This window comes from Enterobacter sp. C6, assembly GCF_008122455.1.
In the GTDB taxonomy this organism is placed as follows: domain Bacteria; phylum Pseudomonadota; class Gammaproteobacteria; order Enterobacterales; family Enterobacteriaceae; genus Enterobacter; species Enterobacter pseudoroggenkampii.
In genome coordinates this window covers 47,186-71,444 of the sequence record NZ_QPFW01000248.1, presented here as the reverse complement: position 1 = coordinate 71,444, position 24,259 = coordinate 47,186, and the positions used below count along the sequence as shown (strand labels likewise).

The 24,259-nt window shown below is 54.3% G+C and carries 25 protein-coding genes, 1 pseudogene and 1 riboswitch; of the genes and pseudogenes, 11 read left to right on the top strand and 15 right to left on the bottom strand.

Annotated features, from left to right (window positions below; all coding sequences use genetic code 11):
• Positions 1-4 precede the first annotated feature (4 nt).
• Complete coding sequence (locus DOU50_RS20885; protein WP_008500497.1) at positions 5-187, bottom strand: YoaH family protein; 183 nt, start codon at positions 185-187, stop codon at positions 5-7.
• A gap of 61 nt (positions 188-248) precedes the next feature.
• Here DOU50_RS20885 and pabB point away from each other — a divergent pair, with 61 nt between their 5' ends.
• The 4 genes from pabB to DOU50_RS20860 all read left to right on the top strand — a co-directional run bounded on the left by pabB (position 249) and on the right by DOU50_RS20860 (position 5,438).
• Complete coding sequence (pabB, locus tag DOU50_RS20880; RefSeq protein WP_148770153.1) at positions 249-1,574, top strand: aminodeoxychorismate synthase component 1; 1,326 nt, start codon at positions 249-251, stop codon at positions 1,572-1,574.
• Between the two features lie 6 nt (positions 1,575-1,580).
• Positions 1,581-2,159, top strand: coding sequence for a CoA pyrophosphatase (locus tag DOU50_RS20875; RefSeq protein ID WP_048029449.1), 579 nt, complete (start codon positions 1,581-1,583; stop codon positions 2,157-2,159).
• A gap of 185 nt (positions 2,160-2,344) precedes the next feature.
• Positions 2,345-3,709 (top strand): L-serine ammonia-lyase, encoded by a 1,365-nt coding sequence (sdaA, locus tag DOU50_RS20870; protein WP_148770127.1) that lies wholly within the window; start codon positions 2,345-2,347, stop codon positions 3,707-3,709.
• Between the two features lie 130 nt (positions 3,710-3,839).
• A complete protein-coding gene (locus tag DOU50_RS20860; protein WP_148770123.1) occupies positions 3,840-5,438 on the top strand; it encodes a cyclic diguanylate phosphodiesterase in 1,599 nt (532 codons plus the stop codon).
• Positions 5,439-5,444: 6 nt separating this feature from the next.
• Here the strand turns inward: DOU50_RS20860 and yoaE are convergent, their stop codons facing one another.
• Both yoaE and DOU50_RS24025 read right to left on the bottom strand, forming a co-directional pair.
• Positions 5,445-7,004 carry a CNNM family cation transport protein YoaE gene (gene yoaE, locus DOU50_RS20855; protein ID WP_008500492.1) on the bottom strand — a complete coding sequence of 520 codons (1,560 nt, stop codon included), beginning with the start codon at positions 7,002-7,004 and terminating at the stop codon, positions 5,445-5,447.
• Positions 6,992-7,150 carry a protein YoaL gene (locus tag DOU50_RS24025; protein ID WP_370883520.1) on the bottom strand — a complete coding sequence of 53 codons (159 nt, stop codon included), beginning with the start codon at positions 7,148-7,150 and terminating at the stop codon, positions 6,992-6,994. The genes yoaE and DOU50_RS24025 overlap by 13 nt, the downstream gene beginning before the upstream one ends.
• A 316-nt stretch (positions 7,151-7,466) precedes the next feature.
• Here DOU50_RS24025 and manX point away from each other — a divergent pair, with 316 nt between their 5' ends.
• The 5 genes from manX to mntP all read left to right on the top strand — a co-directional run bounded on the left by manX (position 7,467) and on the right by mntP (position 11,622).
• The gene (gene manX / locus DOU50_RS20850) at positions 7,467-8,432 is read left to right on the top strand and encodes a PTS mannose transporter subunit IIAB (protein ID WP_148770121.1); all 966 of its coding nucleotides are present in this window, start codon (positions 7,467-7,469) and stop codon (positions 8,430-8,432) included.
• A 46-nt stretch (positions 8,433-8,478) separates the two neighbouring features.
• Complete coding sequence (gene manY / locus DOU50_RS20845) at positions 8,479-9,279, top strand: PTS mannose transporter subunit IIC (RefSeq protein ID WP_024909729.1); 801 nt, start codon at positions 8,479-8,481, stop codon at positions 9,277-9,279.
• Between the two features lie 12 nt (positions 9,280-9,291).
• Complete coding sequence (locus DOU50_RS20840; protein WP_006810994.1) at positions 9,292-10,143, top strand: PTS mannose transporter subunit IID; 852 nt, start codon at positions 9,292-9,294, stop codon at positions 10,141-10,143.
• 55 nt (positions 10,144-10,198) lie between these two features.
• Positions 10,199-10,657 (top strand): DUF986 family protein, encoded by a 459-nt coding sequence (locus DOU50_RS20835; protein ID WP_148770119.1) that lies wholly within the window; start codon positions 10,199-10,201, stop codon positions 10,655-10,657.
• 198 nt (positions 10,658-10,855) lie between these two features.
• A riboswitch (yybP-ykoY riboswitch) is annotated at positions 10,856-11,045 on the top strand.
• 10 nt (positions 11,046-11,055) lie between these two features.
• Positions 11,056-11,622, top strand: a complete 567-nt coding sequence (gene mntP, locus DOU50_RS20830; RefSeq protein WP_048992281.1) for a manganese efflux pump MntP — start codon at positions 11,056-11,058, stop codon at positions 11,620-11,622.
• Here mntP and rlmA read toward each other — a convergent pair.
• From rlmA to mgrB, 7 genes and pseudogenes are all read right to left on the bottom strand, one after another.
• Positions 11,619-12,434, bottom strand: coding sequence for a 23S rRNA (guanine(745)-N(1))-methyltransferase (gene rlmA / locus DOU50_RS20825; protein WP_048992199.1), 816 nt, complete (start codon positions 12,432-12,434; stop codon positions 11,619-11,621). The genes mntP and rlmA overlap by 4 nt on opposite strands.
• A gap of 65 nt (positions 12,435-12,499) precedes the next feature.
• Positions 12,500-14,200 carry a peptidoglycan glycosyltransferase FtsI gene (gene ftsI, locus DOU50_RS20820; protein ID WP_090419808.1) on the bottom strand — a complete coding sequence of 567 codons (1,701 nt, stop codon included), beginning with the start codon at positions 14,198-14,200 and terminating at the stop codon, positions 12,500-12,502.
• Between the two features lie 237 nt (positions 14,201-14,437).
• Entirely contained in the window at positions 14,438-14,647 is a 210-nt protein-coding gene (gene cspE / locus DOU50_RS20815) for a transcription antiterminator/RNA stability regulator CspE (RefSeq protein WP_001062678.1), read from the bottom strand.
• 13 nt (positions 14,648-14,660) lie between these two features.
• Positions 14,661-14,805, bottom strand: a pseudogene (locus tag DOU50_RS20810) (DUF2627 domain-containing protein).
• Positions 14,806-15,330: 525 nt separating this feature from the next.
• The gene (locus DOU50_RS20805) at positions 15,331-16,320 is read right to left on the bottom strand and encodes an MBL fold metallo-hydrolase (RefSeq protein ID WP_148770117.1); all 990 of its coding nucleotides are present in this window, start codon (positions 16,318-16,320) and stop codon (positions 15,331-15,333) included.
• Between the two features lie 23 nt (positions 16,321-16,343).
• Positions 16,344-16,634, bottom strand: coding sequence for a YebO family protein (locus DOU50_RS20800; RefSeq protein WP_024909723.1), 291 nt, complete (start codon positions 16,632-16,634; stop codon positions 16,344-16,346).
• 74 nt (positions 16,635-16,708) lie between these two features.
• Positions 16,709-16,852, bottom strand: a complete 144-nt coding sequence (gene mgrB, locus DOU50_RS20795; protein ID WP_006175995.1) for a PhoP/PhoQ regulator MgrB — start codon at positions 16,850-16,852, stop codon at positions 16,709-16,711.
• Positions 16,853-17,012: 160 nt separating this feature from the next.
• Here mgrB and DOU50_RS20790 point away from each other — a divergent pair, with 160 nt between their 5' ends.
• Complete coding sequence (locus DOU50_RS20790; protein WP_090419798.1) at positions 17,013-17,252, top strand: YobH family protein; 240 nt, start codon at positions 17,013-17,015, stop codon at positions 17,250-17,252.
• Positions 17,253-17,317: 65 nt separating this feature from the next.
• Here DOU50_RS20790 and kdgR read toward each other — a convergent pair whose 3' ends face one another.
• The gene (gene kdgR, locus DOU50_RS20785) at positions 17,318-18,109 is read right to left on the bottom strand and encodes a DNA-binding transcriptional regulator KdgR (RefSeq protein ID WP_023312208.1); all 792 of its coding nucleotides are present in this window, start codon (positions 18,107-18,109) and stop codon (positions 17,318-17,320) included.
• A 179-nt stretch (positions 18,110-18,288) separates the two neighbouring features.
• On the opposite strand from kdgR, the gene DOU50_RS20780 reads away from it, so the two are divergent.
• Positions 18,289-19,662 (top strand): MFS transporter, encoded by a 1,374-nt coding sequence (locus DOU50_RS20780; RefSeq protein ID WP_024909721.1) that lies wholly within the window; start codon positions 18,289-18,291, stop codon positions 19,660-19,662.
• 50 nt (positions 19,663-19,712) lie between these two features.
• Here the strand turns inward: DOU50_RS20780 and htpX are convergent, their stop codons facing one another.
• The 4 genes from htpX to DOU50_RS20760 form a co-directional block, all read right to left on the bottom strand.
• Positions 19,713-20,594 (bottom strand): protease HtpX, encoded by an 882-nt coding sequence (htpX, locus tag DOU50_RS20775; RefSeq protein ID WP_014884290.1) that lies wholly within the window; start codon positions 20,592-20,594, stop codon positions 19,713-19,715.
• A 193-nt stretch (positions 20,595-20,787) separates the two neighbouring features.
• A complete protein-coding gene (gene prc / locus DOU50_RS20770; RefSeq protein ID WP_024909720.1) occupies positions 20,788-22,836 on the bottom strand; it encodes a carboxy terminal-processing peptidase in 2,049 nt (682 codons plus the stop codon).
• Between the two features lie 19 nt (positions 22,837-22,855).
• Entirely contained in the window at positions 22,856-23,542 is a 687-nt protein-coding gene (proQ, locus tag DOU50_RS20765; protein WP_014170612.1) for an RNA chaperone ProQ, read from the bottom strand.
• A 96-nt stretch (positions 23,543-23,638) separates the two neighbouring features.
• Complete coding sequence (locus DOU50_RS20760) at positions 23,639-24,136, bottom strand: GAF domain-containing protein (RefSeq protein ID WP_008500476.1); 498 nt, start codon at positions 24,134-24,136, stop codon at positions 23,639-23,641.
• Between the last annotated feature and the right edge of the window lie 123 nt (positions 24,137-24,259).

The following is a 24,259-nucleotide window of genomic DNA, read 5'->3' as shown; positions in this document are numbered from 1 at the left end:
CCGATTACTCTTCATCTTCATCCTCGAAACGCGCCACGATCCGCTCGCCGGTATGCGTGGCGCGCAGTTCTTCCGCCACCTGGGAAATCGCCTGTCCGCTGCTCATCCCCTGGGACATCAGTTCCTGAATTCGCTCAACCGCTTTCTGCTGCTGTTCATGGCTCAGAGAAGGTAAACCTGCAAACATCGTCAACTCCTGCTAAATTATTCGCGCTAATTATTTCACGCTGCCCGGTAGTATGCCATACATGAACATGCGCTTCCCCACTGTTATTACCCTGCCCTGGCGGACAGACGCCGCTGAATACTGGTTTGCCCGCCTGAGCCATCTTCCGTTTGCGATGCTGCTGCATTCCGGCCATGCGGATCACCCCTATAGCCGCTTTGATATTCTGGTCGCCGATCCGCTGAAGACGCTGACAACCGATGACCTTTCGCTGACGGACGATCCGCTGGTGCAGCTTCAGCACGACATTAACGCGCTGGGCTTATCTGCCACACCCAACCCGGACCTTCCTTTTCAGGGTGGCGCGCTGGGCCTGTTTGGCTACGATCTGGGTCGCCGTTTCGAAACGCTGCCCGAGCATGCGCAGGCTGATATTCCCCTGCCCGACATGGCCGTCGGGCTGTATGACTGGGCGTTAATTGTTGATCACCAGAAAAAAACGGTTTCCCTGCTGAGCCATCGTGACGTGCAGGCGCGTCTGGCCTGGCTTGAGGCACAGCAGCCTGCACCCGCAGAGATGTTCACGCTGACCTCCGACTGGCGCTCGAACATGAGCGCCGCAGAGTATGGCGAAAAATTCGCGCGCGTTCAGGCGTATCTGCAAAGCGGTGACTGCTACCAGGTTAACCTTGCCCAGCGCTTCCAGGCGACATACCGGGGAGATGAGTGGCAGGCGTTTACCCGCCTTAATGCCAGCAATAAGGCGCCGTTTAGCGCGTTTGTGCGTCTGGAACAGGGGGCGATCCTCAGCCTGTCGCCCGAGCGTTTTATTCATCTGGCCGAGGGCACGATTCAAACCCGTCCGATTAAAGGCACCTTGCCGCGTCTTGCCGATCCCGACGCCGACCGCAAGCAGGCGGAAAAACTCGCCGCCTCGCCGAAAGACCGCGCCGAAAACCTGATGATTGTCGATCTGATGCGTAACGACATTGGCCGGGTGGCCGTTCCGGGGAGCGTCCGCGTGCCGGAACTGTTTGTCGTCGAGCCTTTCCCGGCGGTGCATCATCTGGTCAGCACCATTACCGCGCGGCTGCCTGACTCGCGTACGGCCTGCGACCTGCTGCGCGCGGCGTTCCCGGGCGGCTCCATCACCGGCGCGCCAAAGGTGCGGGCGATGGAGATCATTGATGAGCTGGAGCCGCACCGCCGCAACGCCTGGTGCGGCAGCATCGGCTATATCAGTCTGTGCGGCACGCTGGATACCAGCATTACCATTCGTACGCTGACCGCCTGCAACGGAAACCTTTACTGTTCGGCCGGGGGCGGCATTGTTGCCGACAGTGAGGTCGATGCGGAATATCAGGAAACCTTTGATAAAGTTAACCGTATCCTGAAACAACTGGAGTAATCACGGGTGGAAAAAGAGAACCTGACGCTGGATGACTTTTTATCGCGTTTTCAGCTATTACGACCGCAGGTTAACCGCGAAGCGCTGAATCAACGTCAGGCGGCCGTGCTGATCCCGGTCGTGCGTCGCGCGCAGCCGGGCCTGCTGCTCACCCAGCGTTCCGCCCATTTACGCAAGCACGCGGGTCAGGTCGCTTTTCCGGGGGGCGCGGTAGACAGCTCCGACGCCTCGCTGATTGCCGCCGCGCTGCGCGAAGCGCAGGAAGAGGTGGCCATTCCGCCGGAGGCCGTTGAGGTCATCGGCGTGCTGCCGCCCGTCGACAGCGTCACCGGTTTTCAGGTCACGCCGGTGGTGGGCATTATCCCGCCAGGCCTGCAGTATCACGCCAGCGTCGATGAAGTCTCTGCGGTGTTTGAAATGCCGCTGGAGGAGGCCCTCCGCCTGAGTCGTTACCACCCGCTGGATATTCAGCGTCGCGGGCATGACCATCGGGTCTGGTTGTCCTGGTATCAGCATTATTTTGTCTGGGGCATGACGGCGGGCATTATTCGTGAGCTGGCGTTGCAAATCGGCCTGAAGCCTTGACTATACTTTACATTCCGCCCTCTTCTGCCAGGTTTGCGATCTGCGTCGCGCTATTAGCAAAACCCATCGTTAACCATTAGTTTAATTCATGTGAATAGTTAAGCCGAGGTCGGTGTTCCCTCTTACACTATGCGCAGTTATAACATCGTTACTGGAACCCCGGTAACCCTGTCAGGAGTGTGAAAGTGATTAGTATATTCGACATGTTCAAAGTGGGAATTGGCCCTTCGTCTTCCCATACTGTTGGCCCGATGAAGGCCGGTAAACAGTTCGTCGATGATCTGGTCGAAAAAGGATTACTGGAAAGCGTTACCCGTGTCGCCGTGGATGTTTACGGCTCGCTGTCATTAACGGGTAAAGGCCACCACACCGATATCGCCATTATTATGGGTCTGGCAGGCAACATGCCGGATACCGTTGATATTGATGCCATCCCGGCATTTATCCGCGACGTGGAAACACGCGGTCGCCTGCTGCTGGCAAACGGCCAGCAGGAAGTCGATTTTCCGCAGGATGACGGCATGCGTTTCCGTAGCGACAACCTGCCGCTGCATGAAAACGGCATGACCATTCACGCCTGGAGCGGTGAAAAAGAGATCTACAGCAAGACGTACTACTCCATCGGCGGTGGCTTCATCGTGGATGAAGAGCATTTTGGCAAAGACAGCGTCGGCGACGTCAACGTACCGTACCCGTTCAAATCGGCTACCGAGATGCTGGGCTACTGCAAAGAGACCGGTCTTTCACTGTCCGGTATGGTGATGCAGAACGAACTGGCCCTGTACAGCAAAAAAGAGATTGAAGACTATTTTGCGAACGTCTGGCAAACCATGCGCGCCTGTATCGATCGCGGGATGAACACCGAAGGCGTTCTGCCGGGTCCACTGCGCGTACCGCGTCGTGCCTCCGCCCTGCGCCGTATGCTGGTGACCACGGACAAGTTTTCCAACGACCCGATGAACGTGGTTGACTGGGTAAACATGTTTGCCCTGGCCGTTAACGAAGAGAACGCCGCCGGTGGCCGCGTCGTGACGGCGCCAACCAACGGCGCGTGCGGCATTGTTCCTGCGGTGCTGGCGTATTACGACCACTTTATTGAGCCCGTGACGCCGGACATCTATATTCGCTATTTCCTGGCGGCAGGTGCCATCGGCGCGCTGTACAAGATGAACGCCTCCATCTCCGGTGCGGAAGTGGGCTGTCAGGGTGAAGTCGGCGTGGCCTGTTCCATGGCGGCGGCGGGTCTGGCAGAGCTGCTGGGCGCAAGCCCTGAGCAGGTCTGCGTGGCGGCTGAAATCGGTATGGAACATAACCTCGGTCTGACCTGTGACCCGGTCGCGGGCCAGGTGCAGGTGCCGTGCATCGAGCGTAACGCGATTGCCTCGGTGAAAGCCATCAACGCCTCACGTATGGCGATGCGCCGTACCAGCGAACCTCGCGTATCGCTGGATAAGGTGATTGAAACCATGTACGAAACCGGCAAAGACATGAACGCGAAATACCGCGAGACGTCCCGTGGTGGCCTGGCCATTAAGGTGCAGTGCGACTAATACTGCCTTTCGCCCATCTGCAACGGATGGGCGAATTTCCCTCTTCTTCCTCGTCTCCCGCTGTTTTCCCCACTACACTTTCACTGTTGCGTCCGGCTTTTGTGGCTGGTGGCTTATCAGGCGACCGTTCATGCAAACTGCACAAACGATCATTAAAAACTATCGCCGAAAACGCGTTATCGTCTGTGTCACGGTTGCGCTCCTCACACTCATCCTGACGTTAGGCATTCGCTTTATTTCGCAGCGCAATGTTAACCAACAGCGGATCCTCGATTTTACCAGCCACACCGTCCGCGCCCTTGATAACATACTCCTTTCTCTGGAGAACCGCCGCAGCGTGCTGCAGCCCCTGGTGGGACAGCCCTGTCCCCAGGCGCAGCTGGCGCTGCGAAAGCAGGCCGCCATTTTGCAGACGGTACGCTCTATCGCCCTGATTAAAGACGGTATCCTGTACTGCTCGAGTATTTTCGGGAGCCGCGATGTGCCCGTTCGTGACTTTCTGAAAGAACTCCCCGCCAGCACGACGAAGCTGATTTTATCCACCGACCAGTGGTTGCTTAAGGAAAGCCCGATATTGATTCAGTGGTATCCCGTTTCTCAGGACGGTGAAGCAGGCGTCATCGAGATCATCAATATCGATCTGATCGCCAAAATGATCCTCGAGCCCCAGCGCCCGCTTATCAATGACGTGGCGCTGACCGTGGGCGATCGCTTTCTGCGCTATGGTCAACGCGTCAGCGACAGCCTGACGTTTGATGATGAAGACTCTCTTTTCCAGCAGTCATCAACCCGAAATCCTTTCATCATTACGGTCAGCGGGCCAGGTCCTGGAGCATTAGCCTTAAAAAGCCTGCCAGCCCAGCTGCCGCTGGGGCTTATGCTGAGCCTGTTGCTGGGCTATCTCGCCTGGCTGGCGACGGCAAACCGGATGAGCTTTACGTGGGAGATTGATATGGGCATTGCGGGGCGGGAATTTGAGCTTTTCTGCCAGCCGCTGGTGAATGCCCGCACCCAGGCGTGTACTGGCGTGGAGATCCTGCTGCGCTGGAACAACCCCCGTCAGGGTTGGATCACCCCGGAGGTGTTTATTCCTCTGGCAGAAGAACATAACCAGATTGTCCCCCTGACCCGCTATGTCATCGCCGAAACGGTGCGCCAGATAGGCTACTTCCCTTCCAGCGCCAGTTTTCACATCGGCATTAACGTTGCCGCCAGCCATTTCCGTCACGCGGTGTTGATACAGGACCTGAACCGTCTCTGGTTCAGCGCCTTTCCGCGCCAGCAGCTGGTGATAGAACTCACGGAACGGGATGCGCTGCTGGATGCGGATTATCGCATCGTGCGCGAACTGCATCACAAAGGGGTGAAGCTCGCCATCGACGATTTTGGCACCGGAAACAGCTCTCTCTCCTGGCTTGAGAAGCTGCACCCGGACGTACTGAAAATCGACCAGTCCTTTACCACCGCCATTGGTACGGATGCCGTGAATTCAACCGTGACGGACATGATCATTGCGCTGGGCCAGCGGCTGAATATCGAGCTGGTTGCGGAAGGGGTCGAAACGGAAGAGCAGGCGCGCTATTTACGCCGTCATGGCGTTCCAGTCCTGCAGGGCTTTTTCTATGCGCGGCCGATGCCGCTACGGGACTTTCCAGACTGGCTGGCGGGAAGTGCTCCCCCGCCAGCGCGTCATAACGGGCACATCGTACCCTTAATGCCGCTGCGTTAAGCAGACTTACTCATCTTCGTCGTGGGCAGATTGTTCTTTAACAATACGGACCATATCAACGCGATAGTCGTTGGCTTCGACAATGGTAATATGCAGCGGCGGCAGTTCTATCACATCGCCAACACGCGGGATCTGGCCGTTTACGGCGATAACCAGACCGGCAACGGTCGCGATGTCTTCTTCATCGTTGACCACGTTTTCCAGCCCCAGCGTATGCGAGAGCGCGTGCAGGTCGGTGGTACCTTTAACCAGCCAGCCTTCGCCATCGGCAACAATTTCCGGCGTTTCGTCTTCATCCGGGAATTCACCGGCGATCGCTTCCAGCACGTCCAGCGGCGTCACCAGCCCCTGCACCACGCCAAACTCGTTGGTGACAATAACAAAGCTACCGCGAGCACGGCGCAGCACCCCGAGCAGGTTGATCGGATCCAGCGTTTCCGGCACGACAATCGCAGGCGACGCCGCAGCAACGGCTTCCACGTTGACGCCCTCTTCCAGGGCCACCAGCATCTCTTTCGCCCGCACGACGCCGATGATCTCATCCAGCTCACCACGACACACCGGGAACAGGCTGTGCGGTGAAGAGAGCAGCTGCTGGCGAATTTCATCCACGCTCAGATTAGCATCGACCCAGCTGATTTCCCCGCGCGGCGTCATGATGCCGCGCAGCGAACGGGAGGCCAGGGAGAGCACGCCGTTAATCATGTAGCGTTCCTGTTCCACAAACGCCCCTTCCGGGACCGGAACCGGATTATGGTTTTCGGAATCAGACTGAACGTTCACCTGACGACGACCGCCCATCAGGCGCAGAATGGCATCTGCGGTACGGGCACGCAGCGGCTGATTCGACTGCTGCTTAATAAAGTTACGACGCGCAATCTGGTTGAACAGCTCGATCAGGATCGAGAAGCCAATCGCGGCGTACAGGTAGCCTTTCGGAATATGGAAGCCAAAACCTTCCGCCACCAGGCTCAGGCCAATCATCAGCAGGAAGCTCAGACACAGCACGACCACCGTCGGATGCTGGTTGACGAAGCGCGTCAGCGGCTTCGAGGCCAGCAGCATAACCGCCATTGCAATAACGACAGCCGCCATCATTACCGGCAGATGGTTGACCATGCCGACCGCAGTGATCACCGCATCCAGCGAGAAGACCGCATCAAGCACCACGATCTGCAGTACCACCACCCAGAAGCTGGCATAGCCTTTACCGTGCCCATCATCGTGCTGACGGTTTTCCAGCCGCTCGTGAAGCTCTGTCGTCGCTTTGAAGAGCAGGAATATCCCCCCGATCAGCATGATTAAATCACGCCCGGAGAAGGTGTAATCCATGACGGAGAACAGCGGTTTGGTCAGTGTGACCATCCAGGAGATGACGGAGAGCAGCCCCAGTCGCATGACCAGCGCCAGCGAGAGACCAATCAGACGCGCTTTATCACGCTGTTTTGGCGGCAGTTTGTCCGCAAGGATGGCGATAAACACCAGGTTATCAATGCCGAGAACAATCTCCAGCACCACCAGCGTGAGCAATCCCACCCAGATTGACGGGTCCATTAAGAATTCCATGACAAGCTCCTGCTAAAGGAATGACGAAACGGTGCCCCACTCAATGTGGGCAAAACAGAGGTAAACAGAGTCGATACGTGGCGAGGATCGCCGGTGAATAAGGCGCGAAATGGCCTGGTAGATGACTGACGTCGGTGACGGTCCATATAGTGGGCTGTAGCCCTATACTCCTGAACAATTAAACGGAGGCTAAACATATCAGAGACACTGTGTTTTTAGCAAAGATTTACGTTCCTTTGCAAAGTTCTGTAACACAGCCGCTTTACGCTACAGATAAATCTGTAACGCGTGGCTAAATTACGGATCTTCATCACATAAATTATTTTTTCACTATCTAAAATAATTCGCGGAAGTCTTAGTTTTTTGAACTCTAACCCTTATCTGAATCGATTCGGTTCGCCAATACGATTCTCAGTACGACTGCCTGGCAGGCGTATTAATGATAATAAAAGGAGGTAGCAAGTGACCATTGCTATTGTCATAGGCACACATGGTTGGGCTGCTGAGCAGCTACTCAAAACGGCAGAGATGCTGTTGGGCGAGCAGGAAAACGTCGGCTGGATCGATTTCGTTCCCGGTGAAAACGCCGAGACGCTGATTGAGAAGTACAACGCTCAACTCGAGAAGCTGGATACCAGCAAAGGCGTGCTGTTTCTCGTTGATACATGGGGCGGCAGCCCGTTCAATGCTGCCAGCCGCATTGTCGTCGATAAAGAGCACTATGAAGTTGTCGCCGGGGTCAACATTCCCATGCTGGTGGAAACCTTCATGGCGCGCGACGACAATCCGGCGTTCGATGAGCTGGTGGCACTGGCCGTTGAAACTGGTCGCGAAGGGGTTAAGGCCCTGAAAGCGCAGCCGGTTGAAAAACCTGCCCCTGCGCCTGCAGCGGCACCGAAAGCGGTAGCACCGGCAAAACCGATGGGCCCGAACGATTACATGGTTATCGGCCTTGCGCGTATTGATGACCGTTTAATCCACGGCCAGGTCGCCACGCGCTGGACCAAAGAGACCAACGTTCGACGCATTATCGTGGTCAGCGACGAAGTGGCCGCCGATTCCGTTCGTAAAACCCTTCTGACTCAGGTTGCTCCTCCTGGCGTTACCGCGCACGTCGTGGATGTCGCCAAGATGATCCGCGTTTACAACAACCCGAAATACGCGGGCGAACGCGTGATGCTCCTGTTCACTAACCCGACAGACGTTGAGCGCATTGTTGAAGGCGGCGTGAAAATCACCTCCGTGAACATTGGTGGTATGGCATTCCGTCAGGGCAAAACGCAGGTCAACAACGCCATTTCAGTCGATGCGAAAGATATCGAGGCATTCAACAAGCTGAATGCGCGCGGTATTGAGCTGGAAGCCCGTAAGGTTTCCACGGATCAAAAACTGAAAATGATGGATTTGATCGGCAAAGTTGGGAAATAAGCCCGCGCCGGTTCTCATATAAAGTTTACGTAATAGGAGAAGTGCAATGGAGATTACCACTCTTCAGATTGTGCTGGTGTTCGTGGTCGCATGTATTGCGGGTATGGAATCCGTACTTGATGAATTTCAGTTCCACCGTCCTCTGGTGGCCTGTACGCTGATTGGGGCCGTTCTGGGTGACATGAAAACCGGTATCATCATCGGTGGTACCCTGGAAATGATCGCCCTGGGCTGGATGAACATCGGCGCGGCGGTTGCGCCCGATGCCGCGCTGGCCTCTATCATTTCGACCGTTCTGGTTATTGCCGGTCACCAGAGTATTGGTGCCGGTATCGCCCTGGCGATCCCGCTGGCAGCCGCAGGCCAGGTTCTGACCATCATCGTTCGTACTATCACCGTTGCCTTCCAGCACGCGGCGGATAAGGCGGCCGACAACGGCAACCTCACGGCCCTGTCGTGGATCCACGTTTCATCCCTGTTCCTGCAGGCGATGCGTATCGCAATCCCGGCGGTTATCGTGGCGATCTCTGTCGGTACCAGTGAAGTCCAGAGCATGCTGAACGCCATTCCTGAAGTGGTCACCGGCGGCCTGAACATCGCGGGCGGTATGATCGTGGTTGTTGGTTATGCGATGGTCATCAACATGATGCGCGCAGGCTACCTGATGCCGTTCTTCTACCTCGGCTTCGTGACTGCAGCCTTCACCAACTTCAATCTGGTTGCACTGGGCGTGATTGGTGCGGTGATGGCGATTCTCTACATCCAGCTCAGCCCGAAATATAACCGCGTCGCGGGTGCCCCAGCGCAGGCTGCTGGTAACAACGATCTCGATAACGAACTGGACTAACAGGTGAGCGAAATGGTTGATATGACAAAAACTACCACCGAGAAAAAACTCACTCCGGGTGATATTCGTGGCGTGTTCATCCGTTCTAACCTGTTTCAGGGTTCATGGAACTTCGAACGTATGCAGGCGCTGGGCTTCTGCTTCTCCATGGTACCGGCGATCAAACGCCTGTACCCGGAAAACAACGAAGCGCGCCGTCAGGCCATCAAGCGTCACCTGGAATTCTTTAACACCCATCCTTACGTTGCGGCTCCCGTACTGGGCGTAACGCTGGCAATGGAAGAACAGCGTGCAAACGGCGCAGAGATTGACGATGGTGCAATCAACGGTATCAAAGTCGGTCTGATGGGTCCGCTGGCCGGTGTCGGTGACCCTATCTTCTGGGGTACCGTGCGTCCGGTCTTCGCGGCACTGGGTGCCGGTATCGCGATGAGCGGCAGCCTGCTTGGCCCGCTGCTGTTCTTCATCCTGTTCAACGCCGTGCGTCTGCTGACCCGTTACTACGGTGTGGCCTACGGCTACCGTAAAGGGGTGGACATCGTTAAGGACATGGGCGGCGGCTTCCTGCAGAAACTGACTGAGGGGGCGTCAATCCTTGGCCTGTTTGTCATGGGCGCGCTGGTTAACAAGTGGACGCACGTGAACATCCCGCTGGTGGTATCGACCATCACCGGACAGGATGGTCAGACCCGCGTCACCACCGTGCAGACGATTCTGGACCAGCTGATGCCGGGCCTGGTGCCGCTGCTGTTGACCTTCGCCTGCATGTGGCTGCTGCGTAAGAAAGTGAACCCGCTGTGGATTATCGTTGGCTTCTTCGTCATCGGTATCGCGGGCTACGCTGTCGGCCTGCTGGGTCTGTAAGTTTCAATGCTATAGGCCGGGGGCTTGCCCCCGGTTTTTTTTATCTGGAGGATGAATGACTGTCACGGACATCGTACTGGTTTTATTTATTGTTGCCCTTCTGGCTTACGCGATCTATGACGAGTTCATCATGCCCCGCCGTCACGGCGAGACGCTGCTCTCCCTTCCCCTTTTGCGACGCGGGCGCGTGGATGCCTTTATCTTCGTGGGTCTCATCGCCATTCTTATTTACAATAACGTTACCAGCCATGGTGCATTATTAACCACATGGTTATTATGTGCGCTGGCATTAATGGCGATTTATCTGTTCTGGATCCGCACGCCGAAAATCATTTTTAAATCCCACGGATTTTTCTTCGCCAATGTGTGGATAGAATATAACCGTATTAAAGAGATGAATTTATCCGAAGACGGCGTGCTGGTGATGCAATTAGAACAACGCCGCCTGCTTATTCGGGTGAAGAATATTGACGACCTGGAAAAGATATACAAGTTAATCGTTAAAACTCAATGAGTTAGATATATAGCAATGGCTATATATTGCGTTTATCTTGCGCAAGAAATATAGCCAAAGCTATATCTCCTTCGTTAATTTTATCTCTATTTGTTAACGATATTTTCACGCTTAAAGACAAATGAAAATCGTTATCAACAAGTGTTTTAAATAATGCCTCTTCAATGTTGTTTTATATTCTCAAAATATGTTAAGGTTGCGCCCGTCGTTGGGGAGTAGCCGATTTCCTGTTCGCAGGAAATGTACGTGTCAACATACTCGTTGAAAAACGTGGCACGTACGGATCGCTGACAGCACATCTTATGTGCAGCGCGATCAGGCGAGACCATAGATACATCAACTGCTGTTTACTGGGGGCAGTGATGTGTCATATGGATATCCCCGGTCTGGACGCTGTTATGAATATCTCCGCTACGATCCTTCTCGCTTTTGGCATGTCCATGGACGCATTCGCTGCTTCCATCGGAAAAGGCGCCACGCTCCACAAACCTAAGTTCTCAGAAGCCCTGCGTACCGGTCTGATTTTTGGCGCTATCGAAACGCTGACGCCGCTTATCGGCTGGGGTCTTGGCATGCTCGCCAGCCAGTTCGTGCTGGAGTGGAACCACTGGATTGCGTTCGTCCTGCTGGTATTTCTCGGTGGCCGAATGGTGATTGAAGGTTTTCGCGGCAGCGATGAAGAAGACGAGGAGCCTCAGCACCGCCACGGGTTCTGGCTGCTGGTCACCACGGCCATTGCCACCAGCCTTGATGCGATGGCCGTCGGTGTCGGTCTGGCATTCCTGCAGGTCAATATCATTGCCACCGCGCTGGCCATCGGCTGCGCAACCCTGATTATGTCCACGCTGGGCATGATGGTCGGACGGTTTATCGGCCCGCTGCTGGGTAAACGCGCTGAGATCCTGGGGGGGATTGTGTTGATTGGCATTGGTGCCCAAATCCTCTGGGCACACTTCGCCGGTTAATCTTCGCGCTGCCAGAGGTGGATACTGAAGTCCGTCTGGCAGCCAAATGTTGAGTGTGCCGCTAACGCTTCCCATACTTCCGGTTTTGCCCGCCACGCGAACGGCGTCATCTGCAATAACGCGACGGCCTCTTCCCCTTTCAGCGTCATTTCGTACGCCACCGATTCCGCTTGCTTCAGGGTAAAACCGGCCAGCTGCTCAGAATGCGGGGCATGCAGACGCACTTCGTCGTAGATCAGCCCTTTCAGCTCCATCAGATGACGCGGGCCCGGCGTCACGGTGACTACCCATCCGCCCGGTTTTACCACGCGAGCCAGCTCTTCCGCCTTGCAGGGCGCGTAAATGCGAATAACCGCGTCCATGCTGGCATCGTCAAACGGCAGCCGGTGGCTGGACGCCACGCAGAACGTCACGTCCGCGTAACGCTTTGCAGCTGCGCGAATCGCCACTTTCGACACGTCCAGACCGAACGTCTGTGCGCCCTTCTCACGAGCAACCTCCGCAAACCGTGCGGTGTAGTATCCTTCCCCACAGCCGATATCGAGCATGGCGGTGGCTGAATCCGGCAGAATGTCATCCAGCATCTGCGCGACGGTCTCCCGCAGCGGCAGATAGTGCCCGGCATCAAGAAATGCGCGTCGCGCCTGCATCATCTCTGCACTGTCGCCTGGATCGCGGGAGCGTTTATGCTGCACCGGCAGAAGATTCACGTAGCCTTCTTTTGCCCTATCAAACTGATGCCCCTGCGGACAAGTATAACTTTTATCTGAGTGCGTCAGGGGGGCGTGGCAAAGGGGACAGCTGAAGGACATGGTGACTCCGGAGCATAATCAAAGGGCGAAGTGTACCGCTATTCGCCCTGGTTATAAACGCCCGGTTAACGCATAACGATAAGGTGATCGGACCCTGCCGGTAACCCGTCAGGTTTCACATTTTCCAGACGCAGCACGTTGCCCATAATCTCACTGAAGACAGGGGCGGAGACGGCCCCGCCGTAGTAGGCACCATTTTGCGGATCGTTAATCACCACCACCAGGGCAAAACGCGGATTGCTGGCAGGTGCAACCCCTGCGGTGTAGGCGACGTATTTATCGACATACTTCCCGCTATCGTCAATTTTCTTCGCCGTACCGGTTTTCACCGCCACCCGGTAATCACGAACGGCGGCCTTAACCCCTCCGCCGCCCGGCAGCGCAACGCTCTCCATCATATGCTCCACCTCGTGCGCAATCTCTTCTGGCATGACGCGTTGCCCGATAACAGGGGGATCGATACGCGTAATCGAGAGAGGTCGCTCAAGCCCGAAGCCGCCAATCGTGGCGTAGACGTGCGCCAGCTGGAGCGGCGTCACCATCAGCCCGTAGCCGAAGGCAAATGTCGCGCGGTCGAGCTGGCTCCAGTATTTACGCTGGGGCAACAGCCCCGCGCTCTCACCCGTTAAGCCAAGCCCCGTATTCGTGCCGAATCCAAAATTTCGGTAGGTATCAATAAGATGCTGGACAGGCATTGCCAGGGACAGTCGGGACACGCCGGTGTCGCTCGATTTTTGCAGGATCCCGGTCATTGTCAGTTCAGGATAATAGCCCACATCGCGGATACGATGCCCGTCGAGGGTATACGGATGCGTGTCAATGACGCTGTCCGGCTGCACCAGCCCCTGCTGCAGGGCCGTCATCAGCACCAGCGGCTTGACCGTGGAACCCGGTTCGAACGTATCGCTGATCGCACGGTTGCGAAAATCGTTTATCGTTGCGCCTTCCCGGTTATTGGGGTTGAAATCCGGATAGCTCGCCATGGCGAGTATTTCCCCTGTGGGGATATTAATGAGCACCGAGGCCCCAGACTCGGCCTTGTTCCAGGCCACGGCATTATCGAGCGCATCCTCGGTGATGGTTTGCAGACGCTCGTCGATACTTAACTGGATGTTATGCGCCGGCGCGGGCGCAACTTCCGTCAGGTTTTCAACCACGCGTCCATAGCGATCTTCCCTTACCTGGCGCACACCCGCCTTGCCGGTCAGCTGCGCGTTGAAGCTTTTTTCCACGCCCTCAATGCCCTGCCCGTCAATATTGGTGAAGCCAATCAGGTTCGCTGCCACATGGCCGGCAGGATAAAAACGGCGGGATTCATCGCGTAAATTGATGCCGGGCAGATTGAGTTTATCTATCCACTTTGCCTGTGCCGGATCGACCTGACGGGCAAGATAAATAAAACGGCCCTGCGGGTTGGCGTTGATTCGCGCCGAGAGTGCGCCCAGGGAGAGATGTAGCGCGTTTGCCAACGCCTGCCAGCGTTCGTCGACGCCAACGCCTCCTTTTGCCAGCACCGTTTTAGGATCGGCCCAAACGGCCCGTACAGGCACGCTCACCGCCAGGGGACGACCTTCGCGATCCATTATCATGCCGCGCGGCGCATCAATCGCCAGCTGGCGGAGGGAGCGCATATCTTCCTGCTTCACCAGATTGTCAGGCTTGATGATTTGCAGCCAGGCTACGCGGCCAAGTAAAAAGGCCAGACTACAGAAAATAGCTAAACAGAGCAGCGCAAAACGCGCTGGCGTGAAATTGCCAGCGGTCATTATCAATTTCTTCTTCACCTGAACCCCAGGACTGTTAAACAACGCCCTGATTTAACGGGAAAAGATGCGCTTAGGGAGGCGAAACAGTGCTACTAACCTCGCAGCTTTGCAACAAGTTACTAACAAGACCGTGAATGGTAATATTTTGAAAGATTAAGGACATAAAAAAGCCCCGCATTATGCGAGGCTTTATGTCTGAGAGTGAAGTGCTAAGCGCTTCAGTCAGCAGCGGTTCGATCAGATAGCAGTTACGTTAACTGCAGCTGGGCCTTTCTGGCCGTCCTGAATTTCGAACTCAACGTTCTGGCCTTCAGCCAGAGTTTTGAAGCCGTTACCCTGGATTGCAGAGAAGTGTACGAACACGTCTTTGCTGCCGTCAGCAGGAGTAATGAAACCAAAACCTTTAGACTCGTTGAACCACTTAACTTGACCTTTAATCTTTGCCATTTTGCAAAATTCCTTAGAGTGTTTTCTTGGCCCGCAGGCATTAACTGAGATAAAACTGAGACATTACTGCATGAGGCACTAATATAAGGTTCGGCAGAAAAGCGGTATTCAACGACAACGTGTTTACTCAGGACTTCTTTACTGAAAATGCCACACATAAACAGAACTGTACCTCGTTTGACCCAAAACGTGTTATCACACACTATGTTTAATATGGCAAGCCATTTTTAAACATGTCTCGATCCGCCGCACAAATTCGAACAGTGCCTGTCAGGTTTTGCACAATTATGCGCATCACGTCCAGACAGCCCTGCTGCGTAACAAAGACCCAGCGTTGCTTTCACAACCGCTGTAATCTAAGACTTTTTTAACATAGCTCAATCATTACGAACCGTCCAGCAAACAGGAAAAGAAATCTTACGTCTTGATTGAGTTAGAACAATTTGTGAAAACTTATGCTTAAATCATTGTAACGCGACCAAATTGTTTCAGAGAAAAAACAGTGTTAATAACCCGCGCCCAGCTGTATTAAAATGCACCAGCGAATAAACAGCGTTATGCACCAAAATAATGAAATTTTTATGACTCTGCATCAAAAGAAGGCAAGCAAAACGTTTCGATAAAAATAAAACATTCCTGCGCGCCTTTACATCAACAATATATGCAACAATTTATCGCTTCGTTTATAAGGATAAATATTCACCAATCTTCAGTATCCTGAAAGAATGGTTAACTGGTGCTAAATTATCGAGTGCGTGAGTTAACTCCTGCACAGGTTCATCTAAGGATTCATCTGCCAGTTCAAACACGCCCCAGTGAATAGGGAACGCCAGAGGTGAGCCCAGCTGCTGCCACAATGCCACCGCAGATTGCGGATCCATATGATGGACAGCCATGAACCATCGTGGGGCATAGGCACCAATCGGTAACGCGGCGGCATCTATCTGGCCCAGGCGTTCAGGAATTAACAGCAGCTCAGGTGAATAACCGGTATCACCGCTAAACCAGAAACGGTGATGCCGTCCTTCCATCACCCAGCCGCACCACAATGAGCGATTGCGGTTCCATGGCGTGCGCATGCTCCAGTGCTGTGCCGGTACGGCGGTCAGCGTCATCCCCTGCCAGGTGAAACTCTGCCACCAGTCGAGTTCGACCACGCGTTTTGCTCCCCGGCGACGAAACCAGTCGGCGAGGCCCAACGGAACAAAAATACTGACGTCGGGAAAGCGTTTGAGGATTCGGCGAATGGTCGCGTCATCAAGATGATCGTAATGATTATGGGAAATGACGACCGCATCAAGCTGATGAAGCTGATCGACTGACAGCGCGGGAGGCGTTTTGCGCTGTGGTCCCAGGAAAGGGAGCGGAGAAGCGCGCCGTGAAAACACCGGGTCGGTAAGGATGATATTGCCGTCCAGCCGCAGCAACACGCTCGCGTGTCCGAGCCACCACACCCCATCTTCATGAGTCTGCGTAAGCTCAACCGGTTGCCACCACTGCTGGATAAAGTCTTTATAACCCAGCGCGGGCGGCTTCGGTAAACCGGCCTCTTTACGCGCTTTACGCCAGCGGTCAAGGTCGCCGGGTTGATGTCCAGCAGGATCGGTATTACGAAAACCGTTCGGGGTGTGATGTTTCAGGGAGGGGTCATACCAGGGGTTTTTCCAGACCACAGCCACCTCCCAGGACAAAAAAATTAACGCTCAGCCACCAGGCGGATAAAGTCGTCTTCGTCTTTGTTATCTTCAGCGACTGCGTCTTTCGGCGCGTCTTTCTCTTCCGGTTCGTTAGCCTCACACAGACGGCGTAGCAGCGCATTCTGACGTTTTTGCTGATCGAGCAGCGCTTCCAGCAGTTCAATCTGCTCGTTAGTACGGGAACTGGCGCGATTCACGAAAAACCAAATGACCAGCCCGACAAGCAGAACAACCAAAGAAATCATCAGGGATGCTATATTCAGCAGCCCTGAATTCAGTAACTCACCCATTTCACCACCTCAATAAAAACGTCTATTTTACCACTGGCGCGAAGGAAGGAAATCACCTTGAGAAAAAATGCGTGTTACCACGGAATAAATTTATTGATTGCGCAAACGCCGCTAAAAAACTGTACATCCTGATCGCACATCACATTGATCGTCTGCGTCCATAACACCACGCACGCTATCAGCACGATAATCAGAATTACCCAGCGTATTTTTTTCACTCCACACTCCGTCTAATGACCTGATGTAACGAGGTTATCACGCTTATCTTAAACAAGGGCTAACTATGCCGCCATCGCGCTTTTTTCAGAATCCTGCACTTGTTTCGTTTCGTAAACCGTTTACGCTAGCATTATGATAACAACGATAAAAGAGGTAATGATGCGCTTAATCATTCGAACAATTATTGCACTGGCCATTGTCTGGATTGGCCTTCTGCTAACGGGTTATGGCGTACTTGTGGGAAGCACCGAAAATGCTGCCGGGTTAGGCATTCAGTGTAAATACTTAACAGCACAAGGAATGAGCACTGCGCAATATCTGCATACTGACAGCGGGATTGTTGGCTTAACCCACTGTCCGGTCCTGCGTAAGACTTCCGTCGTGATTGATAATGGCTAGTCAGCCGGGTAAATGACCGACAAAAAACGCCGCAACAGATGCGGCGTTTTTTATGTGAACAGAGATTAGAACGGGTAGTCGTGATACCCCATCTGTTCAGAAATCTTACGTGCGGCAGTGTGGAGAATAGCCACATACTCATGCAGACGCTCTTCGGAGAAACGTAAGGTTGGGAAAGAGATACTTAAGCCCGCGATCACCACGCCAAAACGGTCAAATACCGGAACGCCGATGCAGCGCAGTCCCTCTTCCTGCTCCTCGTTATCTTCGCCATACCCCTGCTCGCGTACGCGATCGAGCACCGTTAGCAGCGCGTCCGTGCTGGTAATGGTTCGTGAGGTACTTTGCTTGTATTCCACGCCTTCGAGGATCTGCTTCACTTCCTCACGATCGCGCCACGCCAGCAGAACTTTACCAATGGCGGTACTGTAGAGCGGGTTGCGACGACCAATGCGCGAATACATGCGCAGATTGTACATGGAGTCGATTTTATGGATGTAAACAATGCTGTCTTCATCCAGCGCGCCGAGATGGATGGTCTCTTTAGTGAGGCGAGAGATTTCACGCATCTGAATATCGGCGCTGCGGATCAGGTCAACATTTTGTAGCGCGCGGGCACCCAGCTCAAACAGCTTCAGCGTCAGGGAGTATTTTTCAGATTCGCCTTCCTGGGCAACGTAACCCAGCGATTTCATGGTCTGCAAAAAGCGATATACGGTGCTTTTTGACATCATCACGCGCTGTGACAACTCTGTAATACCTATTTCACGCTCCTCTCCCAGCGCCTGTAAGATGCCAAACACCTTCAGCACGGAAGAAACAGAATCTGGCTGTTTATCCAAATCCGCAATAGCCATTTACCACCTCATAGCGAGTGTTTTATAAAAATCAGAACCGGTTTTTATTATAAGTTCCCGTCATGTCACCTGCAATCAATCCCCGTTTACTTCGTTACAAATCTGCGACATATCGCGGCTGTAACAATGCTAAAATAGTTACCCTGAGAATAATTTCACGCTGAGCTTTTTTAACCCTAATGGAAAAGACCCTTTCCGATGGCCTGCCTTTACCCCAGCGGTATGGCGCGATAGCGACCATCATTATCGGTATATCAATGGCGGTCCTTGACGGCGCAATCGCAAACGTTGCCCTGCCAACCATCGCCAGCGACCTGCACGCCTCTCCCGCCAGTTCGATATGGATTGTTAACGCCTATCAGATTGCGATCGTGGTTTCCCTGCTCTCGTTCTCTTTCCTGGGCGATATGTTCGGTTACCGTCGGGTGTATCAGTGCGGTCTGGTGGTTTTCACCTTTACGTCTTTGTTCTGTGCTCTTTCAGATTCACTGCATACCCTGACGCTTGCCCGCATTGCGCAGGGTTTTGGCGGCGCGGCGCTCATGAGCGTAAACACGGCGCTGATCCGCTTAATTTATCCGCAGCGTCATCTGGGGCGAGGAATGGGGATAAACTCGTTTATTGTCGCCGTCTCTTCTGCCGCCGGGCCAACGATTGCGGCGGCGATCCTTTCCGTTGCGTCATGGCAGTGGCTGTTCGCCATCAACGTGCCGCTGGGTATTGTCGCCATCTTCTTTGCCCTGCGCTTTCTTCCCGCTAACGGTCCCAAAAGCACCATGCCGCGCTTCGATGTGGCGAGTGCGGTGATGAATGCCCTGACCTTTGGCCTGTTGATTACGGCGCTGAGCGGATTTGCGCAGGGACAGTCTCTGATGCTTACCGGCGCGGAGCTTATCGCCCTGCTGGCGATCGGCTTCTTCTTTGTTCGCCGCCAGCTCACTCTCCCTGTGCCTCTACTGCCTGTTGATCTGCTGCGTATTCCCCTCTTTTCCCTCTCCATTTGCACGTCTGTCTGCTCGTTCTGCGCCCAGATGCTGGCACTGGTCTCCCTACCCTTCTTTCTGCAAAGCGTGGTTGGACGTTCAGAGGTGGAGACCGGCCTGCTGCTCACCCCCTGGCCGCTGGCGACCATGGTGATGGCACCGCTGGCAGGTTATTTAATTGAACGCGTCCATGCCGGTTTATTGGGTGCTTTGGGGCTGGCGGTGATGGCGACAGGCCTTTTCGCGCTGGCATTGCTACCGTCATCGCCAACCGATCTGGACATCATCTGGCGCATGATCCTGTGCGGCGCGGGGTTTGGTCTGTTCCAGTCCCCTAACAACCACACCATTATCACCTCCGCGCCGCGTCATCGCAGCGGAGGAGCCAGCGGTATGCTGGGGACCGCGCGTCTGCTGGGCCAAAGCAGCGGTGCGGCACTGGTCGCCCTGATGTTTAACCTTGCCGGACAAAACGGTAACCACATTGCGCTTCTCACCGCAGGTGCCCTTGCTTCCCTCGCGGCGGTCGTCAGCGGCCTGCGGGTGACACAGCCCAGGGTTCAGGCATAAAAAAAGCCGGGCAGAGTGTTCTCCTGCCCGGCTTATTAGGGTTCCTGGCGTTACTTCAGGTATTCCCCACTGCGCAGCGCTTCAATACGTTTATCCAGTGGCGGGTGAGACATAAACAGCTCGCTCAGCGATTTGGATTTACCGTTAATGCAGAAGGCCATCATGCTGTTCGCTTCCTGCGGCTCGTAGCTGGTTTTCAGACGCTGCAGCGCGGCAATCATCTTCTCACGACCAACCAGCTTCGCAGAGCCGGCATCCGCGTGGAATTCACGGTGACGAGAGAACCACATGGTGATGATGCTGGCCAGAATACCGAATACCAGTTCCAGAACCATCGACACGGCGAAGTAGATCAGCGGGTTGCCGTTGCTCTCTTCACCTTCGTCGCGGTTGCCGCCCATAAAGCCAGCCGCAATCTGCGCCAGGATACGGGAGATGAAGATCACGAAGGTGTTCACCACACCCTGAATCAGGGTCATGGTCACCATGTCACCGTTGGCGATATGGCTGATTTCGTGGGCGATAACCGCTTCAGCTTCGTCACGGCTCATGTTCTGCAGCAGACCGGTGCTGACGGCAACCAGTGACGCATCGCGACGGGCGCCCGTGGCAAACGCGTTGATGTCCGGGGCATGGTAAATCGCCACCTGCGGCATGGCGATGCCGGCCTGACGGGATTGCTGAGCCACCGTATTCATCAGCCACTGTTCCATATCGTTACGCGGCTGTTCAATAACCTCACCACCCACCGATTTCAGTGCCATCCACTTCGACATCAGCAGGGAGATGAACGAGCCACCAAAACCAAACAGCAGCGCCATAATCAACAGACCCTGAACGCTGCTCGACTGAATTCCTGTCAGGCTTAGCACGAGCCCGAAAACCACCATGACCGCCAGGTTGGTGAGCAGGAAGAGCGCGATTCGCATCATAATTTTCTTTTTACCTCAGTTTAACAAAACGCACTATGCGATTACCCACATCGTATGGGTATTCCGGTTATTTTCAAGCATCCGGCGGGCGTAAGTCACCAGAAAGACACAACTTTACACAATTGGAAATCTGGCTGACGGAAGGATGAAGAACAAAAAGAAACAGGCACAATTTCTTGTGCCTGTTGGGAGATTATTTTGCCGGAGCGGGCTGTACGGCAGGTTTCTCTTTTTCCTGATTCGCCAGGTCGAGAGCGATATGCACCGTCTCATCCAGATACGGATCCGGCTCCTGGTAATCTTTTGGCAGATCGTCCAGTTTTTTGAGCAGAGGCTTGCCTTCACGCTTGAAGCGATCGTTGATACGCGCCAGGCGGGTTGCATCGTCTTCGTTGTTCTCTTTCTCACGCTGTGCGTAGTTCAGAGAAACGATATTCCGCTTATCTTTCAGGGCATTGAAGCGTGCGATGTCCTTCATGATGTACTGGAATTCCGGATCTTTCGCGATGCGGTCGTTATGCGCTTTCAGCAGTTCAGGGCCAAATTGCGTCATATCACCCGCTTTCACGTAGGTCGCGGCATTGATGCTGTCCCACGGTAACGCGTTATCTTCAAACTTCTCGCCGGTTTCCGTCTCTTCCGTGCCTGTCGGCATCATAATGTCCGGCGTTACGCCCTTACGCTGCGTACTGCCGCCATTCACGCGGTAGAATTTCTGAATGGTGTACTGAACCGAGCCCAGTGCAGGCCATTCCGGACGCAGCATTTGATCGTAGATACGATTAAGAGAACGATACTGCTGAACGGTACCTTTCCCGAAGGTTGGCTCACCGACGATCAGCGCGCGGCCATAATCCTGCATGGCAGCGGCAAAGATCTCAGACGCGGAAGCACTGAAGCGGTCAACCAGGACCACCAGCGGGCCTTTGTAGTAGACCACACCGTCGTTGTCGGCATCTTCACGCACTTTACCGTTGTTATCGCGCACCTGCACCACGGGACCCGATGGAATGAACAGACCAGAGAGTGAAACCGCTTCCGTCAGCGCTCCGCCGCCGTTACTGCGCAGGTCGATGATAATGCTGCTGACGTTCTGCTTTTCAAGCTTCTGCAGCTGAACTTTCACATCGTCAGTCAGCCCTACGTAGAAGCCAGGAATATCCAGGACACCCACCTTCTCTTTACCCACGGTTTTCACCGACATTTTCACCGCGCGGTCTTCCAGACGGATACGCTCGCGGGTCAAGGTAACGATACGGGTTTTGGTGCCTTTTCCGGCTGGCAGGACTTCCAGACGAACCTTGCTGCCTTTCGGACCTTTGATCAGCGCAACCACGTCATCAAGACGCCAGCCGATCACGTCGACCATGTTCTGTCCGGTTTGTCCTACACCCACAATACGATCGCCTACGCTAATCGCTTTGCTTTTGGATGCCGGGCCGCCTGCGACCATCGAATTGATCACCGTGTAATCATCGTCCATCTGCAGCACCGCGCCGATACCTTCAAGAGACAGGCTCATCTCGGTATTGAACTGTTCGGTGTTGCGTGGAGAAAGATAGTTGGTGTGCGGATCGATTTCGTGAGCAAAGGCCGTCATGGCCAGCGAGAAGACATCCTCACTGTTGGTCTGCGCCAGACGACGAATGGCGAATTTGTAACGACGCGTCAGCGTGTCACGGATCTCTTTTTCGTCTTTGCCGGTAAGCTTGAGGCTCAGTTCATCGTATTTAACTTTACCGTCCCACAGCGCATTCAATTCGGCTTCATCTTTCGGCCAGGGTGCTTTACTGCGATCCAGATTAAAGGTGTCGTTGCCGGTGAAGTCCATCGGACGTTCCAGCACTTTCAGCGCGTACTGATAGCGTTCGAAGCGGCGCTTTTGCGACAGGTTGTAGAGATCGTAGAACAGATCCAGCTTGCCTGAGCGCAACTCGTCACCCACCTCGGATTTGCGCTTAGCGAACTGCTCGACATCGCTGGCGAGCAAAACGTTATGGCTGTAATCCAGCAAGTTCAGATAGCGGTCAAAGATTTTGGCCGAAAAGGCCTGATCGAGATCGAACTGACGATAGTGCGAGCGGGTAAAACGTGAGGTCACGCGCTCGCTCACCGTCGCGTGCTGCGTCTCTTCCTTGAGAACCGGAATTTGATCAACACGCGTGATATCGTCCACTGCAAAAGCGTGACCTGTTATGGCAAACAGGCCCGCCAGCGCGGTGAGCTTAAAAAAAGTGTTCATGCCAGGCTTGGCCTCCGTTTCAGAACAACAAGTGTTCTGCGCGTACAATCATTGACATACCAGAAGTCAGCTGTACACGAACGCCATCTTTGGTGATTTCCAGTACGGTGGCGTCCATAGCATTGTTACCCGCTTTTACCTTCAGCGCCTGACCTACGCTCAGGGCGTTAATGTCAGAAACCGGCGTATGGCGCGGCTCTTCACGAGGGGCACGCGGGGCTTTTGCTGCTGGTTTGTCTGCACGCGGTTTGCGATCGTTATTATCGTTACGACGCGGCGCAGGGCGTGGTTTACGCTCACGACGAGGCGCTTCTTCCTGGCCGTTTGCCGCGGCGGCTTCGCGCTTTTTCGCCTGCTGTTCTGCACGTTGTGCCTGAACGCGTGCTTTGGCTTCTTCGAGCTGCTTGCGCGCGTGCTCAACGTGCTGCTCGTCCAGCTCACCACACGGGTTGCCGTCGAGATCCACGCGGGTCGCGCCAGCTTTGATACCGTACAGGTAACGCCAGCTCGAAGTATAAAGACGTAAGGCGGAACGCAGCTGAGTTTTGCTGAGGTTCATTTCCCCTTCAACACGTGCCACCAGATCCTGAAAAATACCGACTTTCAGGGGACGCGCTTCACCTTCCGCGCTGAAGCACTGCGGGAAACGCTCGGCCAGAAATGCGATAACTTCTTTACTGCTATTCAACTTAGGTTGATTTTCCATGAAATTTCCTGATTACAACGGACGTTGCCAACAAGCGCAGGCATGAACAGGCGTCATTATAATGACGCTATCAGTAAATGCTACGTTATCCGTTGATTATCCTGCGACGCTCGCAAAGAATTTTTGATAATCGGTTGCCGCGAGTACGTTTTCCAGATTAGCCACCAGCTCGCGCAGCCCCTGTTCGTCCTCGGTTGTAAAGCGACTGAAGACCGTACTGTCGATATCCAGAACGCCAATAATCTGATTTTTGACCACCAGAGGCAGAACGATTTCAGAATTACTGGCGGCATCGCAGGCAATGTGCCCGTCAAATGCATGAACATCTTCCACACGCTGGACCTGATTCTCGGCCACCGCCGTGCCGCATACGCCGCGCCCTACCGGAATACGCACGCAGGCCAGTTTGCCCTGGAACGGACCGAGCACCAGCGTTTCACCTTCCAGAAGGTAAAAGCCGGCCCAGTTCACGTCAGAGAGACGTTCAAACAGCAATGCGCTAGTATTTGCCAGAGTGGCTAAGAAGCTGGTCTCACCCGCCATCAATGCCTTAAAATCGCGGTTCAGGTCCGCGTAGAATTCTGTTTTGTTCATTATTCAATCACTTAGTTGTCTTACAAATTTACCGCATAGCCTATTAAAATAAGCATTAAATGCGCTCATGCTCAAGATGAATCCGTTCATGAGTTATTATAACTTTCAACAATACTTATTTGT

What these genes read in the sequence shown, in the direction of transcription:
- DOU50_RS20800 (WP_024909723.1), bottom strand. Translation starts at nt 16,634, where the DNA reads ATGGGTGAGTTACTGAATTCAGGGCTGCTGAATATAGCATCCCTGATG.
- DOU50_RS20860 (WP_148770123.1), top strand. Translation starts at nt 3,840, where the DNA reads ATGCAAACTGCACAAACGATCATTAAAAACTATCGCCGAAAACGCGTT.
- prc (WP_024909720.1), bottom strand. Translation starts at nt 22,836, where the DNA reads ATGAACACTTTTTTTAAGCTCACCGCGCTGGCGGGCCTGTTTGCCATA.
- DOU50_RS20885 (WP_008500497.1), bottom strand. Translation starts at nt 187, where the DNA reads ATGTTTGCAGGTTTACCTTCTCTGAGCCATGAACAGCAGCAGAAAGCG.
- kdgR (WP_023312208.1), bottom strand. Translation starts at nt 18,109, where the DNA reads ATGGCTATTGCGGATTTGGATAAACAGCCAGATTCTGTTTCTTCCGTG.
- ftsI (WP_090419808.1), bottom strand. Translation starts at nt 14,200, where the DNA reads ATGACCGCTGGCAATTTCACGCCAGCGCGTTTTGCGCTGCTCTGTTTA.
- cspE (WP_001062678.1), bottom strand. Translation starts at nt 14,647, where the DNA reads ATGGCAAAGATTAAAGGTCAAGTTAAGTGGTTCAACGAGTCTAAAGGT.
- proQ (WP_014170612.1), bottom strand. Translation starts at nt 23,542, where the DNA reads ATGGAAAATCAACCTAAGTTGAATAGCAGTAAAGAAGTTATCGCATTT.
- mntP (WP_048992281.1), top strand. Translation starts at nt 11,056, where the DNA reads ATGAATATCTCCGCTACGATCCTTCTCGCTTTTGGCATGTCCATGGAC.
- rlmA (WP_048992199.1), bottom strand. Translation starts at nt 12,434, where the DNA reads ATGTCCTTCAGCTGTCCCCTTTGCCACGCCCCCCTGACGCACTCAGAT.
- manY (WP_024909729.1), top strand. Translation starts at nt 8,479, where the DNA reads ATGGAGATTACCACTCTTCAGATTGTGCTGGTGTTCGTGGTCGCATGT.
- pabB (WP_148770153.1), top strand. Translation starts at nt 249, where the DNA reads ATGAACATGCGCTTCCCCACTGTTATTACCCTGCCCTGGCGGACAGAC.
- DOU50_RS24025 (WP_370883520.1), bottom strand. Translation starts at nt 7,150, where the DNA reads ATGGACCGTCACCGACGTCAGTCATCTACCAGGCCATTTCGCGCCTTA.
- DOU50_RS20835 (WP_148770119.1), top strand. Translation starts at nt 10,199, where the DNA reads ATGACTGTCACGGACATCGTACTGGTTTTATTTATTGTTGCCCTTCTG.
- yoaE (WP_008500492.1), bottom strand. Translation starts at nt 7,004, where the DNA reads ATGGAATTCTTAATGGACCCGTCAATCTGGGTGGGATTGCTCACGCTG.
- DOU50_RS20790 (WP_090419798.1), top strand. Translation starts at nt 17,013, where the DNA reads ATGCGCTTAATCATTCGAACAATTATTGCACTGGCCATTGTCTGGATT.
- DOU50_RS20840 (WP_006810994.1), top strand. Translation starts at nt 9,292, where the DNA reads ATGGTTGATATGACAAAAACTACCACCGAGAAAAAACTCACTCCGGGT.
- htpX (WP_014884290.1), bottom strand. Translation starts at nt 20,594, where the DNA reads ATGATGCGAATCGCGCTCTTCCTGCTCACCAACCTGGCGGTCATGGTG.
- DOU50_RS20780 (WP_024909721.1), top strand. Translation starts at nt 18,289, where the DNA reads ATGGAAAAGACCCTTTCCGATGGCCTGCCTTTACCCCAGCGGTATGGC.
- DOU50_RS20760 (WP_008500476.1), bottom strand. Translation starts at nt 24,136, where the DNA reads ATGAACAAAACAGAATTCTACGCGGACCTGAACCGCGATTTTAAGGCA.